This window comes from Natronomonas amylolytica (assembly GCF_037031205.1).
Classification (GTDB): Archaea; Halobacteriota; Halobacteria; order Halobacteriales; family Haloarculaceae; genus Natronomonas; species Natronomonas amylolytica.
On the sequence record NZ_JAYEZM010000005.1, the window covers coordinates 360706 to 376771 of the forward strand.

Below are 16066 nucleotides of genomic sequence, written 5' to 3' on the forward strand. Positions count from 1 at the left end.
AGGGGAACATGCCGCTCGTCACCGGAGGGCCGAGTAATGTCCGGGGCCGACCTCTCCGCGGACGAGATTACACTCCCCGTCAAGCGCACCGAGGGCGATACCCTCGAAGAGCGCCTCACGGGCAACGCCTATCACAACATTCTGCCGGCCCGCTATCTGCGGAAGGACGCCGACGGCGAACCCATCGAACAGCAGGAGGACCTCTTCGACCGCGTCGCCAAGAACATCGCTCTGGCCGAGGCGGTCTTCGAGTCCGAAAAACAGGGCGTCGACGTTACGGTCACGCCCGAGCAGCTCAAGCCCGACCACCCGCGGCGCGACGAACTCGCCGCGGAGGTCTTCGGCACGGGCGTCACCGCCGAGGACGACGCCGAGACGACGCTCTCCATCTATAACGTCAACAAGTTCGCCTACGAGACGCTCGTTCCCGAACTCCCCGACGACATCCGCGAACACGTCGAGGAGACCGCCGACGAGTTCCAGGACCTGATGGAACGGCTCGCGTTCATGCCGAACTCGCCGACGCTGATGAACGCCGGCGACGAACTCCAGCAGCTGTCGGCATGTTTCGTCGACTCCCCGAAGGACGACATCGACGACATCCACCAGACGGCAAAGGAGGCCGCGCAGGTCTTCCAGTCCGGCGGTGGCATGGGGTATGCGTTCTGGCGACTCCGCCCCTACGGCGACGCGGTCGGCTCGACCGGCGGCATCGCCTCGGGGCCCATCACGTTCATGCGGACCTACGACCAGATGTGCGAGACTATCGCCCAGGGCGGCGCCCGGCGCGGGGCGCAGATGGGCGTCATGCGGGTCTCCCATCCGGACGTCATCCAGTTCCTCCACGCGAAGAACAAGGACGTCTCGCTGGCGGAGACGCTGCGACTGAACGACCCCGACGACTTCACACACAACTCCTTCGCGGAGGCGCTGGAGGAGGCCCGCGAACTCATCGACGACGAGGGACGCGTTCCCAAGCACCTCCGGAACGCCGTCGAGGGCCACCTCTCGAACTTCAACATCTCCGTCGGCATCACCGACGACTTCATGGAGGCCGTCGAGAACGGCGAGGACTTCACCTTCACCAATCCGCGAACCGGTGAATCCCACGTCGCGACGCCCGAGACGAAGGAACTCTACGAGATGTTCGACATGGGCGAGTACGTCGAGGTCGGCGAGGAACTCTCCGTTCCCGCCGAGGAGTTGTGGGAACACATCGTCGAGGGCGCCCACGAGAACGGCGAACCCGGCGTCGTCTACCTCGAACGCATCAACAAGGAACACTCCTTCGACGTCGAGGAACACCCCGACCACCGCATCCTCGCGACCAACCCCTGCGGCGAACAGCCCCTCGAGGAGTACGAGGCCTGTAACCTCGGTCACATCAATCTCTCGACGCTGGCGGCAGAGGACTCGCCGGACTGGCGGGTCTGGAACGAGCGCCACGGCGACGAGTTCGACTCCGAGGAGGACGCCGTCGCGGCGTTCCTCGAGGAGGCCGTCGACTGGGACGAGTTCGACCACCGCATCGAGATGGGCACGCGCTTCCTCGAGAACGTCGTCACGATGTCGGACTTCCCGGTCCCGAAAATCGAGGAGAAGGTCCGCGAGATGCGGAAGATCGGCCTCGGCGTCATGGGGCTGGCTCAACTGTACATCCAACTCGGCATCAAGTACGGCAGCGACGAGGGCAACGAGGTCGCCCGACAGGTGATGCGGCACATCAACCACGGCTCGAAGTCGGCCTCCCACGAACTCGCCGAGGAGCGCGGCAGCTTCGACGAGTGGGACAAATCGAAGTACGCGAACCCCACCGAATACCGCGAGTGGTTCGAGAAGCAGACCGGCCTCGATGCCGACGACTGGGCCGAGGGCTTCCCCATCCGGAACCACAACACGACGACCATCGCCCCGACCGGCACCACCTCGATGGTCGGCAACACGACCGGCGGCTGCGAGCCGATTTACAACGTCGCCTACTACAAGAACGTCTCCGACGACGTGCAGGGCGACGAGATGCTCGTCGAGTTCGACGACTACTTCCTCCGCGTGCTCGAGGAGAACGGCCTCGACGTCGAGGCCGTCAAGAAGGAGGCACAGGAACAGATGGCCAACAACGAGTTCGACGGCATCGACGGCCTCGACACCGTCCCGGACGCCATCGGCGAACTCTTCGTCGTCACCGGCGACCTCTCGGCGAAGCAGCACGCCGGCGTGCAGGTCGCCTGTCAGGAGGGCGTCGACTCCGCCATCTCGAAGACGGTCAACGCGCCCAACGACTCGACCGTCGAGGACGCCAAGGAGGTCTTCGAGTACATCTACGAACACGGCGGCAAGGGCGTCACCTACTACCGCGACGGCACCCGCTCGAAGCAGGTGCTGACCACCCGCGCCAAGAACGCCGAGTTCTCCGACATGGACGAGGCCGAGGCCGCCGAAGCCATCGTCGAGAACATTCAGGAAATCTTCGGCGACATCGAGGGCTTCCTCGACAGCGAGGAGGTCGCCGCGGCCCTCGAAACGGACGTCGAGAACCTGCTGGACATGGAGGTCGACCTCGGCAAGAAGCGTCCGCGGCCCGACGTCCTCCACGGCGTCACCCAGCGCATCGACACCGGCTACGGGAAACTCTACGTCAACATCAACGAGGACCCCGAGACGGGTCGGCCGTTCGAACTCTTCGCCAACATCGGCAACTCCGGCGGCTTCACCGCTTCCTTCACCGAGGCGCTCGCGAAGACCATCTCGACGGCGCTCCGTTCGGGCGTCGACCCCGAGGAGATCGCCGACGAACTGCAGGGCATCCGCTCGCCGAAGGTCGCGTGGGACAAGGGCGAGCAGATCAACTCCATCCCGGACGCCATCGGCACCGCGATGCGCCGCTACCTCGACGGCGAGGTCGACAAGGCCTACCCCGACCAGGCCACCCTCGACCAGACCGCCCAGCAGGTCGAAGAGCGCGAGGAAGCCGAGCGTGACGCGACGGCGCCCGAAACCGACGGCGGCGCCGTCTCCGCGTCCGGCTCTGCCTCCGCAGAGTCGCCGAACGACGACACCGGGGACACCCAGTCGGTCATCGAATCCGGCGAGTCCCCCGAATGTCCCGAATGTAGCAGCATGACGCTGTACTACTCGGAAGGCTGCAAGACCTGCGAGTCCTGCGGCTGGTCCGAGTGCTAACGGCGTTCGGAATCTAATCGACGCGAAATCGGCTGTTCGACCGCCTTTTTATATTGTTACCGGGCGTGTACGACCCGTGAGTCTCGCTCACGAGTGAGATAGGCTTATTCGCCCACGTTCCGACCGTCCGTGTATGAGCGACGGCGATACGGGCGGCCGGCCGTGTCCGATGTGCGAGCGGCCGATGTACGAGCGGCATTGCAAGTACGTCTGCCCGCAACACGGCGTCGTCTACGATTGTGCGGATACCTTTTATTAGGCCCCGGCGTTCCCGACGACGCGGCGATAGGCCGGCCCGGACAGCGCGAGCAGGGCCGCGAGGGCGACGGCGGTGACGAGCAACAGCGGGTCGGCCGAGGCTCCTGCGGCCGTCAACTCGCCCATCGACGCCCCCAGCAGGACCGCCGTCACGACCCACGGCGATTCGCCGAGGGCCGTCCCGAGGACGTAGGGTCGCAGCGGGACGCCGGCGAGGCCGGCGGCGTAGGAGACGGGGTCGGTCGGCAGCGGCGCGAGTCGGACCGCGATGATGCCCCGGAGGTCGCCGGTGGTCTTCCGGACGACGTTTCCGGCGTCGCCGACGCGGGAGAGCATCCCGGCGTCGTGACCGAGATGGCGCGCGAGCGTGTAGGCCGGCAGGGCCGTCAGGACGGCGCCGCCGAGCGCGACGGGAATGGCGACGGGGCCGAAGAGGTAGCCGAGCAGAATCGAGAGGGCGCTTATCGGCCACGCGAGCACCGGCCGGACGAGATACAGGCCGACGAGCGCGAGCGCGAGGAGGGCCGGGCGGGCCGCCAGCGCCTCCGCGTGGGCGAAAAGCGCCGACGGGGAGGTCGACAGGGCGACGACGCCGGCGATGGCGACGACGACGCCGATGCCAGCCAGTTGACGAGCGGTCGCGCGGTTCACGTCGGAGCAAGCCACCCATCCGACAAACCTCTTGTGGTGGGCTGACCCGGCCATTTTTACTGGCTCGAATCGAGAATCCGGTGTGGACGAGACGGCGGACCCGGTCGAACTCGGCGTGCAACTGCTCGCTCGCCTCGAACACGCGGAGCTATCGCTCGCGGAGGTCATCGACCGCATCGAGACGATTACGACCCATCCGGAGACGACCCGCGCCATCCTCGAGGAGGCCGAAAAGCGCGGCCACATCACCCGCGAGGGCGATACCGTCAAGCCGGCGGGCGGGCAGTTCCTCGGCTTCGAAAGCGAGGTCGTCTCCCGGGACGGCGACTTCGAGTGTCGGCGCTGTGGCGCCTCCATCTCGACGGGCTACTTCATGAAACTGGAGGCTGGCGAGCACGGACCGTTCGGGTCGTCGTGCATCCGGAAAGTGACCGGGCGAGAATAGACTACCGGCGACGGCTTATCGGCCGCGGCGGAGTTCGTCGACCAACTTCTCCATGGTCTCCTGTTGGGCCTCGATGAGTTCGCTCTGCCGTTCGACCGTTCGAGTCAGTTCCTCGACCTGTTCGGCCAGCGCGTCGATGTCGGTCTCGCCGTCGGCTCCGGCGTCGGTCGCCGACTCGGAGGTGCTTTCGTCGATGCTGGAATCGTCCCGGGCGCCGCTGGTCACGTCCTGGTCGGCGGGCGGCGACCAACCCGTATCGGCGATGGAGGCCGACTCGGACTCGACGGGTTCGCTTTCCTCGTCGGTCGTCGCCTCGCTTTCCTCGCCGTCCTCGCCTGCTTCCTCCTCGCGGACCTCCGCGCGAAGGCCGCCCAGCGAGGAGACGTCGTGGTACTCGAAGACGGCGCTTTGGACCTCCTGCCGGACGCGGCCGGCGTGTTCGTTCGGCACCTTCACGCGCTGGCGGCGGCCGCCGACCTCGACGATGACCTGCGTTGCGACGCTGCCCTCCTCGAAATCGAGGTCGGTCAACTCCTCGTAGGGGAAGGCCTCGTAGTCGTCGTTCCAGACGGCGCCGCCGACGTGTTTCAGGAGCTGGTGGTCGGTCACGGCCAGCGTGAGTTCGCTGAAGCGGAACAGCGACTGGATGGTCTCGTCGTCGTCGACGACGTCGGTCGTTCGGAGAACGCCTTTCAGGACGGCTTCGATGACCTCGTCGGCTACGCCGCCGGGAACGGTGAGGCTCTGCTCGCCGTCGATAGTCTCGAAGCGAACCGTCGTCTTTCGACGGCCGGCATCGACGCTCATCCGCTCGATATCGTGGGTGAATCGGTCGACGGTTTCGTCGGATAGCAGCCCTTCGGAGCGGTAGCAGTACGTCGCCGCTCGGGTGACGGCGACGATGTCGCCACCGCCGATGTCGATGAGTTCGATGGCCGTCGCGTCGCCGACGGCCTCGACCAGCCGTTCCGGAAGTTCGTCCATGCCTGCGGTGTGTTCGTTGCGGGCTATAAAACGATGGGTCGGGTCGTGGGGTGTGCTGGCGGACCGAATCGACCGACGGAGATAGGAAGGTTGAAGGGTGCCAACCGGTAACCCAAAAACGAGCCCGGGTGGCTTAGCTGGACATAGCGCCGCACTCATAGGGTTAACGAGGCGGCAACCGCGATGTCCCGAGGCGTTGCCTGCGCCTCGTTCCTGGGACATGCGGAGATCGAGGGTTCGGAGCCCTCCCCGGGCATATTCTCACAGACGCCGCGAACGTAGTGAGCGGCAGCGCTGTGAGAATTGCCCCGAGGGCTCCGAAGTAGACGAGTCGCCGCGGAGTGAGCGAAGCGAACGAGCACGTCTCGGCGTAGTTCGGAGGTCCTCCCCGGGCATACTTCTAAGCGAACTACGAGCCGGCCAGCGACAGCGCTATCCCGGCGGAACGACCAAGACCGCGGCGCGCGATTACCGTCCGTGTCGCTGTACGATTCCATCTCGAACTTGCCGGTCGCAATCGAGGAGTGTCGGCTCTCGCTTCGGGAACGCGAGACGTCGAGCGATTTCACTCGGACCACGACGGTCGTCGAACTCCACGGCGCCGGCGAGACGGGCTACGGCGAGGACGTCACCTACGAGAGCGAGGACCACTACCGCCTCCACGAGGACGCCGAACTCCCGTCGCTGGCGGGCGAGTATTCCTTCGACGAGTTCTCGACGGCCGTCGGCGAGTGGGACCTCTTTCCGGCGGGCGACCCCGGGCAGTCGACGTTTCGGAACTATCGCCGCTGGGCCTTCGAGAGCGCGGCGCTCGACCTCGCGTTGAAGCAGGCAGAGACCACCCTCGGAGAGGCGCTGGGTCGGGCCTACGACCCGGTCCGGTTCGTCGTGAGCACGCGCCTCGGCGAGCCGCCGACCTTCGACCGAATCGAGACGCTGCTGGGGCTCGATTCGGCCCTCGAATTCAAACTCGACCCGACCGACGAGTGGACGCCGGAGCTCGTCGACCGACTCGCCGAGACGGATGCGGTCCGGATTCTCGACCTCAAGGGCCAGTACGAGGGCACCGACGTCGACCAGTCGGGTGACCCGGACCTCTACGAGTTGGTCGTCGAGGCCTTCCCGGAGGCGGTCATCGAGGACCCCGACCTCACCGACGAGACGCGACCGATAATCGAGGCCGCCGGCGACCGAATCTCGTGGGACTATCCGATAACGAGCGTCGACAGCGTCGAGGCGCTGCCGTGGGAGCCGAACTGGCTCAACGTCAAGCCCTCCCGGTTCGGGTCGGTGCGGTCGGTGCTGGCGACAATCGAGTACGCTCGGGACCGAGGAATCCGGTGCTACGGTGGCGGTCAGTTCGAACTCGACGTCGGGCGCGCGCACATACAGGCGCTGGCGTCGCTGTTCTATCCCGACGCGCCCAACGACGTGGCGCCGGGCGGATACAACGACCCCGAACCACGGCCGGACCTCCCGTCGAGTCCGCTGGCCCCGCCCAAGGAACGGCGGGGAATCGCGTGGAAACCCTGACGGCCGTGGCGTTCGCCCGAAGCGAAACGCCCTTCGCGGAGAGGGCCGCGACACCGGTATGGATCAGGAGTTCCGGTTCGAGGTCGAGATGACGGTCCGGTATCGCGACATGGACGCCCTCGCCCACGTCAACAACGCCGTCTACAGCTCCTACATCGAGCAGGCCCGCATCGAGTACGTCGAGGAGGTAATCGACATGACCTTCGACGAGTGGGAGATGGTACTCGCCAACATCAACCTCGACTTCCGGCGGCCCGTCGTTCACGCCGACGAGTACGTCCGCGTCGAGGTCGGCGTCACCGAGGTCGGCGAGTCGAGTTTCAGCCTCGGCTACCGCGTCTACGCGGGCGACGACGAGGAGCCGGCCGCGACCGGAACGACGGTACAGGTCGTACTGGATGGGGACGGCGAGAGCACCCAGCCGGTTCCTGAGGCGTGGCGCGAGCGGTTCCGCGAGTTCGAGCCTGGACTGTAATCGGGCGGTAGTCTCATACTGCCGGCTGTACCTATTTGACGAATGGACGTCCGGAACCCCGGGCTTCGGACTGTCTACTGACGAAGCTCTCGAAATGATACTCACGGAAGTACAGCCGGCAGTATCAAGCGGGTGGCCCACGCTGTATCGAACGTGACCTCGGAGGACCCATCGGCGATTCGAGCCATCGCCGTTACGGTCGACGACGTGGTGGCCGCCATCGAGGCCAACCAGCGGCGCGAGGCGGGTGCGGTCCTTCGCGTGACGCCGCCGTTCAGCGGCCGGATGCGCGCCCGGATTCATCGCGCGGGGACCGAAGGCGACTACGGGACGCCGAAGCCGGTCCACATCCAGCCGTCGGAACTCGTCGAATCGGTGCCGGCCTTTCCGAGCGCCGACGACACGGAAGACGAGATTCGGGCCGACCCCGAAACCGAATACAGCCGGGCAGAACACCGGAAACGACACGAGGCGGCGGTCGACGAGTGGCGAGCGGCCGTCCGCGAGCGGCTTCGGGAGCGAGTGACCATCGAGACGCCCGAGGGGCCACACGAGGTCCGGGTCGCGCCGCTCGGCTGAGGCGGATGAGGACTGATACGGGGTGTTCCAGCCCGCATGAAACCTCTGGCTGTTTTTGACCGGATAATAAAACGTCGGGTAGTAGACGCCTACTCCGTGAAACGGCCTGAAACGTGCCGAACGCTCTCGCAGTTATTAGGGCTTACTCCGAGATAAGCCAGTCGTAATGAGTCCCTCCACTCCCGCGAACGAATCCGCCGTGTCGACGGGGGAGCGGTCCTCGTTGCGGCGGCATCTCAGGGCCGGTGCCTTCTGGGCGGCGGTGTTGTTGCCCTTCTGTACGCTCGGCTTACTCGCGAGCGGCCTCGATACGAACGCGGATTACGCGCTTTTCGCCGGGTTCATCGCCGGAAACGTCCTCGCGCTGTTCGTCGGCCACGACTACGGAACGTGATTACCGCCGCCGGGCCAGTTCCTCGCGAATCGCGCGCCGCTTGATGAGGAGAAAGCCGGCGAGGATGACGAGAAAGCCGACGACCGTCGGCGCGTCGATGACCTCGCCGAGGAAGAGAAAGCCCGTCAGCGCCGCGAATATCGGGGCGACGTAGGAGACGAGGTTGATTTCGATGGGGCCGAGTCGGTCCAGCAGGTCGAAGTAGATGAGGAAGCCGGCGGCGCTGGCGACGATGGCGAGATAGACGAGCGCGACGGTCTCTCGGAGGGGCGGCAGCCCCTCGACCGATTCCTGCAGGCCGAGGCTGATGCCGTGCATCAGGAGGGCGCCGCCGACCATCGACCACGCTTCCATCGTCTCGATGGGGAGGTCCGTCTCGAACCGTCGGGTGAGGACGCTTCCGAGGGCGAAACAGAGCGCGGCGCCGAAGACGAGCGCCTCGAACCGAGAGCCCACGAGATTGCTGGGGTCGGGCCGAGAGAGAATGACGACGCCGACCAGTCCCAGCGCCATCCCGACGAGGCCGACGACGGTGAGTCGTTCCTCCGGGAGGAACGCGCGGGCGAAGGCGGTCGTCAGGACGGGCGACAGCGAGACGATGACCGCGGCGGCGGCGCTGGTCGTGCCGAGTTCGCCGACGAACAGCAGGGCGTGATAGCCGGCGATGAGGAAGACGGCGCCGATGCCGACGACGAGCCACTCCGGGCGGGTTCGCGGCCGCCACCGGTCGGTGACCCACGCGGCGTAGCCGAGCATGATGGCGCCGGCGACGTCGTAGCGGACCGCGGCGAACAACACGGGAGCATCGTAGAAGTACGCGGGCGCGGCGGCACTACCGAGTCCGGCCTTGATGGCCATGAAGGCCGACCCCCACACCGCCGCCAGCGCACAGAACAACAGGAGGTTGCGATAGCGCACGGCGGAACTCCGAACGGGGGTTGCCTCAAGGTTTCGTCTCCGGATATCGGCGCGGGGAACGGGCCGGTCAGTCCTGCCGTTCGCTGGCCTCGGCGTCGCGTTCCTCCTTGAGGGTCCGCAGGACGTCCTGCCGGGCGATGATGCCCATCAGGGCGCCGGCCTCGTCGACGACGGGCAGGCGGTTGATGTCCCGGGTCTCGTCGGCGATGAGCGCGAGTATCTCGTCGATGTCGGTCTTCGGGCCGACGGTGACGACCTCCTCGGTCATCACCTCGCTAATGGGGCGGCCCGCATTGCGCGCGAGGTCCAGTCCCACGTCGAGTTCGTCCCACGAGAGGTCGACGCCGTAGGTGAGCGACTCGAGGAACGGCGGAAAGCCGATGGGAATCCACAGCGTCCGGTCGGAGGGCTGAAAGAGGTCCACGAGGTCGCCCTGTGTGACGATGCCGACGACGAGGCCGTCCTCGGTGACGGGAAAGCCGTTGAAATCGGCCCGGGCGAGTCGCGTGAGAACGTCGCTCACGTCGTCGTCCGGTGAGACGGTCTCGACCTCGCGGGTCATGATGTCGCGTGCAGTGACCATATCCGCCCGTTGGCGGGCCTCCAAGGTAGGCGTTCGGGTCGTGGATTAGAGTAGTCTAATCTTTAGCTTAGATACAAGCAATTATATACTTCGACAGTACATTATCACGTAATGACGACGAACTGTGCGAGTGGTATGCGGGTTTCACGTCGGTCGGTCCTGGCCGGCCTCGGGAGTCTCGGCGCCCTCGGTTCGGCCGGCTGTCTCGGGGGGTCTGCGGACGCCTCGACCGACGACGGGCCCGTCGCCGTCGCGTCGTTTTTTACCTTCTACGACTTCGCTCGGCAGGTCGCCGAGGGAACGCCGGTGACCATTCGGAACCTCGTTCCGACGGGACTGCACGGCCACGGCTGGGAGCCGGACCCATCCATCACTCGCGACATCATCGATGCCGAGGCGTTCCTCCACGTCGGGCCCGACTTCCAGCCGTGGGCCGACCGGGCCATCCAGACCGTCAAGGACGACGGGGCCGAGACCGACCTTCTCAACGTTCGCGAGGGGGTCGACCTCCTCCCGCTCGGTGCCGGCCTCGACGAGGACGAGGAGGTCGCCGACGGCCGGGACCCCCACTTCTGGCTGGACCCACAGCGGGCCAAGCAGTCCGTCGACAACATCGTCGGAGGCCTCGCCGACGTCGTGCCGGACCACGCGGATGCACTCGCCGAAAACGGCGAGGCGGTCCGGGCCGACCTCGACGCCATCGACGACGAGTGGGAAACGCTCTTCGAGGCGGCCGACCGAGAGGTGGCCTTCCTCGCGGCCCACAACGCCTTCCAGTACGTCAGCGAACGCTACGGCGCGACCATCGAACCGCTCGTGACGAACCTCGCGGCCAGCGACGACGTCCGGCCGGCCGACATGCAGCGGGCCCGCGAGACCATCGACGACTACGACATCCGGTATATCGGCGCCGCGGTGTTCGAACCGCGACGACCCGCCCGACAGCTCGTCTCCGACACTCGCGTCGAGGCCTACTACCCGGTCACGCCCTATGCGGGAACGACCGAGGCATGGGTCGACCGTGGCTGGGGGTACACCGATATCGCGCGCAACATCAACATGGAGACGTTCCGTGTCATCTTCGGGGCCGCCGCCCCCGACGAAACGAGCCTCGGCGAGGAGTGGCGGAACTTCGAATGACCGACGAGACACTCGTCGCCGTCGACGGCGTCACCTTCGGCTACACCGCCCATCCCGTCGTCGAGGACGTCTCCCTCGACGTCGATTCGGGCGAATACGTCGGCATCGTCGGTCCCAACGGCTCCGGCAAGAGCACGCTCCTGAAGCTGATCCTCGGCCTGCTGGAACCCGACGCTGGTAGCGTCGAACTGCTCGGTGCGCCCGCCCGCGCCTTCGAGAACCGCGAGCGCGTCGGCTACGTCGCACAGGACGTCACCGGCGATACGAAGGGCATGCCGATTACCGTCGCCGAAGTCGTCCTCATGGGTCGATACCCTCACGCGGGCTTCGGCCGCATCACGGGCGGGGACCGCGAACGCGCCCGCGAGGCCCTCCGGACGGTCGGCATCGACCACCTCGCCGACCGCCGAATCACGAAACTCTCCGGCGGCCAGCGCCAGCGGGCCTACATCGCCCGCGCGCTCGCGGCCGAAGCCGAACTCCTCGTCCTCGACGAACCGACCGTCGGCGTCGACGCCGAATCCGTCGAGGCGTTCTTCGAGTTGCTGGATTCGCTCAACGACGAGGGCATCACCGTCCTGCTGGTCGAACACGACATCGGTGCCGTCGTCGAACACGCCTCGCGAGTGGTCTGTCTGAACCGCGAACTCTACTTCGACGGCCCGCCCGATGACTTCCTCGAAGCCGACGCCCTCGAACGCGCCTACGGGACGCGAATCCGACCGACTGCGGAGGTCTCCCGATGACCGCCCTCGGCGCCAGCGCGCTCGTCCTGCAGGTGGCGCCGCTCGGCTGGCTCATCGACCGCTGGAGCGACCTGTTGTCGCTTCTCGGGGAGTTGCTCGGCATCGGCATGTTCGATTACTCGTTCATGCACCGGGCCTTCCTCGTCGGCCTGCTCATCGGCGTGATGGCGCCGCTCATCGGCACCTTCCTCGTCCACCGTCAACTCTCCCTCATCGGTGACGCGCTGGCGCACACCGCCTTCGCCGGCGTCGCCGTCGGTCTGTTTATAAATGCAGTCTTCGATGCGGGCATCTCGCCGTACATCACGGCCGTCATCGTCGCCATGATAGCGGCGCTGGCCATCGAACTCATCTCCGAGGTGACCGACGCCTACAACGACGTCTCGATGGCCATCGTCCTCTCGACGGGCTTTGCCCTCGGCGCGGTCCTTATAAGTATCAACGCGGGCGGACTCGCGGTCGGCGTCAACCAGTACCTCTTCGGGAACCTCTCGACGGTCTCCCGGGAGAACGCCGCCATCCTCGTCGTCCTCTTTGCGGTCATCGTCGGCGTCGTCGCGACCACCTACAAGCAACTGGTCTACGTCACCTTCGACGAGACGGCCGCCCGGGTCGCCGGCGTCAACGTCCCGTGGTACAATCGCGTGATGGCCATGTTGACCGCGATGGTCGTCGTCGGCGCGATGCAGATCATGGGCGTCATCCTCGTCGCCGCGATGCTCGTGGTGCCCGTCGCCGCCGCCGCACAACTGGCTCGCGGATTCAGCACTGCACTCCTCGCCTCGGTCGTACTGGCCGAACTGGCCGTCTTGACCGGTATCACGCTCTCGTATCAGTACGAGACGACTGCCGGCGGGACCATCGTCCTCGTCGCAGTCGGCATCTACATCGTCGCCGTCCTCGCCGGCAAACTCCGCGACCGCCGCAGGAGCAGCGAGGTCGCCACAGCCGACGACCCTATCGAGGACCCCGCCGACTGAGAACTGTTCGGCATCGGTGCGGGCGTGGGGCTTCGCTCTGATTCCTGCGATTCGAACGCTCCGAGGGGGTGTCGACTATTGTGCGACGACGTCGGGTTCGAGCGCGCCGACCTCCTTGAGAATCGCGTCGACGTCGTCCTCGGGGACGTCGTTTTCTCTGAGTGCATCCTCGAGATAGGTCGCAACGCGACCGAAGGCCTCCTCGGTGATTCCCATCCCCTCGTGGGCCTGCTGCATGTCGGCGCCGTCGTAGGAGACGGGGCCGCCGGCGACGGAACTGATGAACTGAACCTGATGGGCGTACAGTGCTTCGCGGTCGGTATCCTCGAAGTACGGTTCGAGAAGCGGGTCATCGAAGACGCGGTCGTAGAAATCCGATACAACGGCCTCGACGGCTTCCTGACCGCCGATTCTCGCATATATCGACTGAGCCTCAGACATCATCGAATCGAGGAGTTCGACGCCATAAGACCCCTCTGAAAGAACATATTCGGACGACCGTTTAAGACAGTCTACCGCCAGCGAGCCCACGATACACCGGCACGGCGAACCCCTCCCGAAAGTCTTAATAATCAATGTGTATGTATTATTAATACATCGTAGTGACTGGAGAACCTACCACCTCGTCGATAGAATCGAGCCGCGTCCGGGAGAACGCCGGCGGGCTAGCCATCGGTCTCGGCGGCCTCGTTGCACTGGTGGCGCTTTCCGCTCTCGCCTTGGCGGTGGGCGTCACGTGGAAACTGCTGGCCGTCTCCTGGTTCGCGTTCGGAGCGATGGCCATCGGGGCACCGCTGGGCGCGCGTACAGCGGCGACGAACCACCCACTCGAACCGGTGTGGGGATACGGGCTGGCCAGCGGGGCGATGGTCACCAGCACCGCGGTCTTTCTGGTGCCACAGGCGCTCGACCAGCACGGCCAGTTCGGGAGCCTCGGCATCGCCGGCGGCTTCCTCGCCGGCTACGTCGGCCACACGCTCGGCCACCGGCTCACACACCTCGAATTGCCGGTCGACCACACGGCGGCGGAGTTGACGGTCCACGCCGTCTCCGCGGGCGCGATCATCGGCGCGATATACACCGCGATGCCCTCACTCACGTCGGTCCTCGGGGTCGTCCTCGTTTCGCACAAGGCACCCGCGGGCTACGCGGCCGCGCGCCGTCTCGTCGACAATGGACACTCCGCCGTCGTGCTCCTGTTGCCCGCGGCGGCCGTCGGACTCGTCGCGCTGCCCGTCGGTATCGTCGGCTTCGCTCCGTCGACCGCGGTTCGAGGGCTGCTATTCGGCGTCGCGGCCGGCGTGTTCCTGCACGTCGCCATCGACCTCCTGCCGGAGTGTACCGCCGGAAGCGAGACGTGTCCGACCGACGCCGAATTCGACGGCGACCTCCACCAACTTCAGGACCGACTGCGAACCCACGCCGCCATCAGCGCGGTCGTCGGCGGAATCGTCGTCGTTCTCGCGTGGTCACAGGTCGTCGCCTGATTCCCGCCCGGAGATTTATATGGGCCGCGTCCCCTACCCCGCATATGGCCGCGTACTGCCGGCCGGTCTTGCGCAACCTGTTCGACGACTCACCGACCCCCCACATCGCGCATCCTCCGCGCACACACCGCCGCGATTTCTATCTCGCGACGGACGGTTCCTATCGCTCCGACGACCGCGGAGGGTTGGGTGTCGTTATCGAGACCCGAGACGGCGAGCGCGTCGCCCGCCTCTCGGTGCCCGATTCCGTCCCGGACAACAACGTCGCCGAGTATCGGGCGCTCCACCTCGGCCTCGACGTACTCGCCAACCGCGCGCCCGACAACGCCCGCGTCGGCGTCCTCATAGACCACGACGACCTCGCGGCGAACGTCAACCGGGTCATGCTCGCCGGCCAGCAACCCGGCGCCCGCCCGCCGTACCCCGTTCGCGTTCCGTCCGAAACCGCCTACCACTGGCGCGGCATCCGCGCTCGCGTCGCCGGGTTCGACGAACTCCGTGCGGCCCGCATCGACAGCGGCGAGAACCCCGCCCACCCCCTCGCCAACACGCCCGAGGAGTACGCCCACGTCAACCGCGAACCGGACCGCTGTGTCCTCCCCCGGGACGACGAGCGCTGGCGGGCGCCCGACGACGACCGCTACCCGCCGCCGTCCCGCGCCGACCGGGACCGCTCCAGCAGTCTGGCGGGCGGGGAATCCGCGAGCGACTAACGCGCCCACGTTTCGGCCACTCTCCCCTTCTCCAGCGGCGCTACGTATCGGCCACGTAGCTTTCCAAGCCGGCGACGGTCGGGTCGAACATGTCCGTCACGCCCCGGTCACGCTGGGTTTCCGGCTGCCACTCCTCGGGCGTGAGAACGCCACCCAGTTCGTGGACGGAAGCGGTGTCGACGCCACGGTACTGACACACCGCCCAGATGGCTGCGGATTCCGTGTCCACCGTGACGACGCCGTCGTCGCCGTAGGCCCTGATTTCGGGGACCGTCTCCCGGTAGAAGGCGCTGGTCGTCCACGTCGTCCCACGCGGTGTGTCGAAGCCCGCCTCCGAGAGGGCGTCGTCCAGGCCGTCGACGAGCGAGGCTGTCGGTGTCACCGACTCCCCGTCTGGGATATAGTGGTAGGAGACCCCTTCGTCTCTGATGACATCGGTGGGGAGGATGGCCGCGTCGGCTGGGAGGTCCGGCTGCAGTCCCGCGCCACCGCCCAACAGGACGATGGCTTCGGCGCCCGCTGCGATGAGGTTCTCAGTGGCCATCGCTGATACCGGCGCACCGACGCCCCACTCGTGGACGGGGACGTACCCGACCGTCTCGGTCACCGGGTACAGCTCCTGTGAACGAACTATCTGGACCGGCGAGTCGGCCCGCCGTTCGACGAACTCCGTGAGCTTCGGCTGGTATCCGAGAATCACGGCCGGAGGAACGTCCGGCAGTCCCTCGCCACCCATCCCGACTACTTCTTCCGGTGAGAACACCGCTTCCGCGTCGTATTTGTCCTCGTAGTTAGGAATCATGACTCCGTGTTCGTATCGCCCCATCAAAACATCTCCGCGCTTGTGAGATAGCTTTAGGGAGACCAGCGACAGGCGCTGTTAAGTTAAGAGCGAGGCGGTCGGTGTTTCGAGTGGTCTATGGTCGAAATCGACCGCCTCGACGGTGATACCGGCTGGATCGACTTAGCGTTTGTTGAGCGCGAGCGGACACCCCGCCAG

At 66.2% G+C, this 16066-nt stretch carries 18 protein-coding genes, 1 tRNA gene and 1 pseudogene; 14 read left to right on the forward strand and 6 right to left on the reverse strand.

The annotated features are described in order from the left end of the window. Window positions 1-36: 36 nt before the first annotated feature. A complete protein-coding gene (locus U5914_RS09760) occupies window positions 37-3180 on the forward strand; it encodes an adenosylcobalamin-dependent ribonucleoside-diphosphate reductase (protein WP_336135568.1) in 3144 nt (1047 codons plus the stop codon). 133 nt (window positions 3181-3313) lie between these two features. Beyond that, a complete protein-coding gene (locus tag U5914_RS09765) occupies window positions 3314-3439 on the forward strand; it encodes an HVO_2523 family zinc finger protein (protein WP_336135569.1) in 126 nt (41 codons plus the stop codon). Here the strand turns inward: U5914_RS09765 and U5914_RS09770 are convergent. Then, entirely contained in the window at window positions 3436-4089 is a 654-nt protein-coding gene (locus U5914_RS09770; protein WP_336135570.1) for a TVP38/TMEM64 family protein, read from the reverse strand. The two genes, U5914_RS09765 and U5914_RS09770, sit on opposite strands and share 4 nt — an antisense overlap. Before the next feature lie 82 nt (window positions 4090-4171). Between U5914_RS09770 and U5914_RS09775 the strand changes: the two genes are divergently transcribed. After that, window positions 4172-4534: a DUF5830 family protein gene (locus U5914_RS09775; protein ID WP_336135571.1), complete on the forward strand. Its 363-nt coding sequence runs from the start codon at window positions 4172-4174 to the stop codon at window positions 4532-4534. Between the two features lie 15 nt (window positions 4535-4549). Here U5914_RS09775 and U5914_RS09780 read toward each other — a convergent pair whose 3' ends face one another. Continuing rightward, window positions 4550-5518: a DUF7115 domain-containing protein gene (locus U5914_RS09780; RefSeq protein WP_336135572.1), complete on the reverse strand. Its 969-nt coding sequence runs from the start codon at window positions 5516-5518 to the stop codon at window positions 4550-4552. Between the two features lie 122 nt (window positions 5519-5640). On the opposite strand from U5914_RS09780, the gene U5914_RS09785 reads away from it, so the two are divergent. The 5 genes from U5914_RS09785 (at window position 5641) to U5914_RS09805 (ending at window position 8499) form a co-directional block, all read left to right on the forward strand. Further along, window positions 5641-5774, forward strand: a tRNA-Met gene (locus U5914_RS09785). A 221-nt stretch (window positions 5775-5995) separates the two neighbouring features. Further along, window positions 5996-7051, forward strand: a complete 1056-nt coding sequence (locus U5914_RS09790) for an enolase-like domain-containing protein (RefSeq protein ID WP_336135573.1) — start codon at window positions 5996-5998, stop codon at window positions 7049-7051. A 58-nt stretch (window positions 7052-7109) separates the two neighbouring features. Beyond that, window positions 7110-7526 carry an acyl-CoA thioesterase gene (locus U5914_RS09795; RefSeq protein WP_336135574.1) on the forward strand — a complete coding sequence of 139 codons (417 nt, stop codon included), beginning with the start codon at window positions 7110-7112 and terminating at the stop codon, window positions 7524-7526. Window positions 7527-7679: 153 nt separating this feature from the next. Further along, complete coding sequence (locus U5914_RS09800) at window positions 7680-8105, forward strand: DUF8009 family protein (protein ID WP_336135575.1); 426 nt, start codon at window positions 7680-7682, stop codon at window positions 8103-8105. 166 nt (window positions 8106-8271) lie between these two features. Beyond that, window positions 8272-8499, forward strand: coding sequence for a DUF8028 family protein (locus U5914_RS09805; RefSeq protein WP_336135576.1), 228 nt, complete (start codon window positions 8272-8274; stop codon window positions 8497-8499). Here U5914_RS09805 and U5914_RS09810 read toward each other — a convergent pair whose 3' ends face one another. Together U5914_RS09810 and U5914_RS09815 are read right to left on the reverse strand one after the other, a co-directional pair. Continuing rightward, window positions 8500-9417, reverse strand: coding sequence for a DMT family transporter (locus U5914_RS09810; RefSeq protein ID WP_336135577.1), 918 nt, complete (start codon window positions 9415-9417; stop codon window positions 8500-8502). Between the two features lie 67 nt (window positions 9418-9484). Then, window positions 9485-10000 carry a CBS domain-containing protein gene (locus tag U5914_RS09815; protein WP_336135578.1) on the reverse strand — a complete coding sequence of 172 codons (516 nt, stop codon included), beginning with the start codon at window positions 9998-10000 and terminating at the stop codon, window positions 9485-9487. 111 nt (window positions 10001-10111) lie between these two features. Here U5914_RS09815 and U5914_RS09820 point away from each other — a divergent pair, with 111 nt between their 5' ends. Genes U5914_RS09820 through U5914_RS09830 form a run of 3 tightly spaced genes read left to right on the forward strand, consistent with a single transcriptional unit; the run spans window position 10112 to window position 12866 of the window. Continuing rightward, window positions 10112-11140 carry a metal ABC transporter substrate-binding protein gene (locus U5914_RS09820; RefSeq protein ID WP_336135579.1) on the forward strand — a complete coding sequence of 343 codons (1029 nt, stop codon included), beginning with the start codon at window positions 10112-10114 and terminating at the stop codon, window positions 11138-11140. Continuing rightward, window positions 11137-11886 carry a metal ABC transporter ATP-binding protein gene (locus tag U5914_RS09825; protein WP_336135580.1) on the forward strand — a complete coding sequence of 250 codons (750 nt, stop codon included), beginning with the start codon at window positions 11137-11139 and terminating at the stop codon, window positions 11884-11886. The genes U5914_RS09820 and U5914_RS09825 overlap by 4 nt, the downstream gene beginning before the upstream one ends. Beyond that, window positions 11883-12866, forward strand: coding sequence for a metal ABC transporter permease (locus U5914_RS09830; RefSeq protein WP_336135581.1), 984 nt, complete (start codon window positions 11883-11885; stop codon window positions 12864-12866). The genes U5914_RS09825 and U5914_RS09830 overlap by 4 nt, the downstream gene beginning before the upstream one ends. A 75-nt stretch (window positions 12867-12941) precedes the next feature. Here the strand turns inward: U5914_RS09830 and U5914_RS09835 are convergent, their stop codons facing one another. Next, on the reverse strand, window positions 12942-13307 hold the full coding sequence (locus tag U5914_RS09835; protein WP_336135582.1) for a group I truncated hemoglobin: 366 nt from the start codon (window positions 13305-13307) through the stop codon (window positions 12942-12944). Window positions 13308-13468: 161 nt separating this feature from the next. Here U5914_RS09835 and U5914_RS09840 point away from each other — a divergent pair, with 161 nt between their 5' ends. Continuing rightward, window positions 13469-14353 carry a ZIP family metal transporter gene (locus U5914_RS09840; protein WP_336135583.1) on the forward strand — a complete coding sequence of 295 codons (885 nt, stop codon included), beginning with the start codon at window positions 13469-13471 and terminating at the stop codon, window positions 14351-14353. Window positions 14354-14397: 44 nt separating this feature from the next. Continuing rightward, window positions 14398-15066 carry a ribonuclease HI gene (locus tag U5914_RS09845; RefSeq protein WP_336135584.1) on the forward strand — a complete coding sequence of 223 codons (669 nt, stop codon included), beginning with the start codon at window positions 14398-14400 and terminating at the stop codon, window positions 15064-15066. 40 nt (window positions 15067-15106) lie between these two features. Here the strand turns inward: U5914_RS09845 and U5914_RS09850 are convergent, their stop codons facing one another. Continuing rightward, complete coding sequence (locus U5914_RS09850; protein ID WP_336135585.1) at window positions 15107-15868, reverse strand: nucleoside phosphorylase; 762 nt, start codon at window positions 15866-15868, stop codon at window positions 15107-15109. Window positions 15869-15985: 117 nt separating this feature from the next. On the opposite strand from U5914_RS09850, the pseudogene U5914_RS16870 reads away from it, so the two are divergent. Further along, a pseudogene (locus U5914_RS16870) lies at window positions 15986-16066 on the forward strand (IS6 family transposase); the annotation flags it as partial.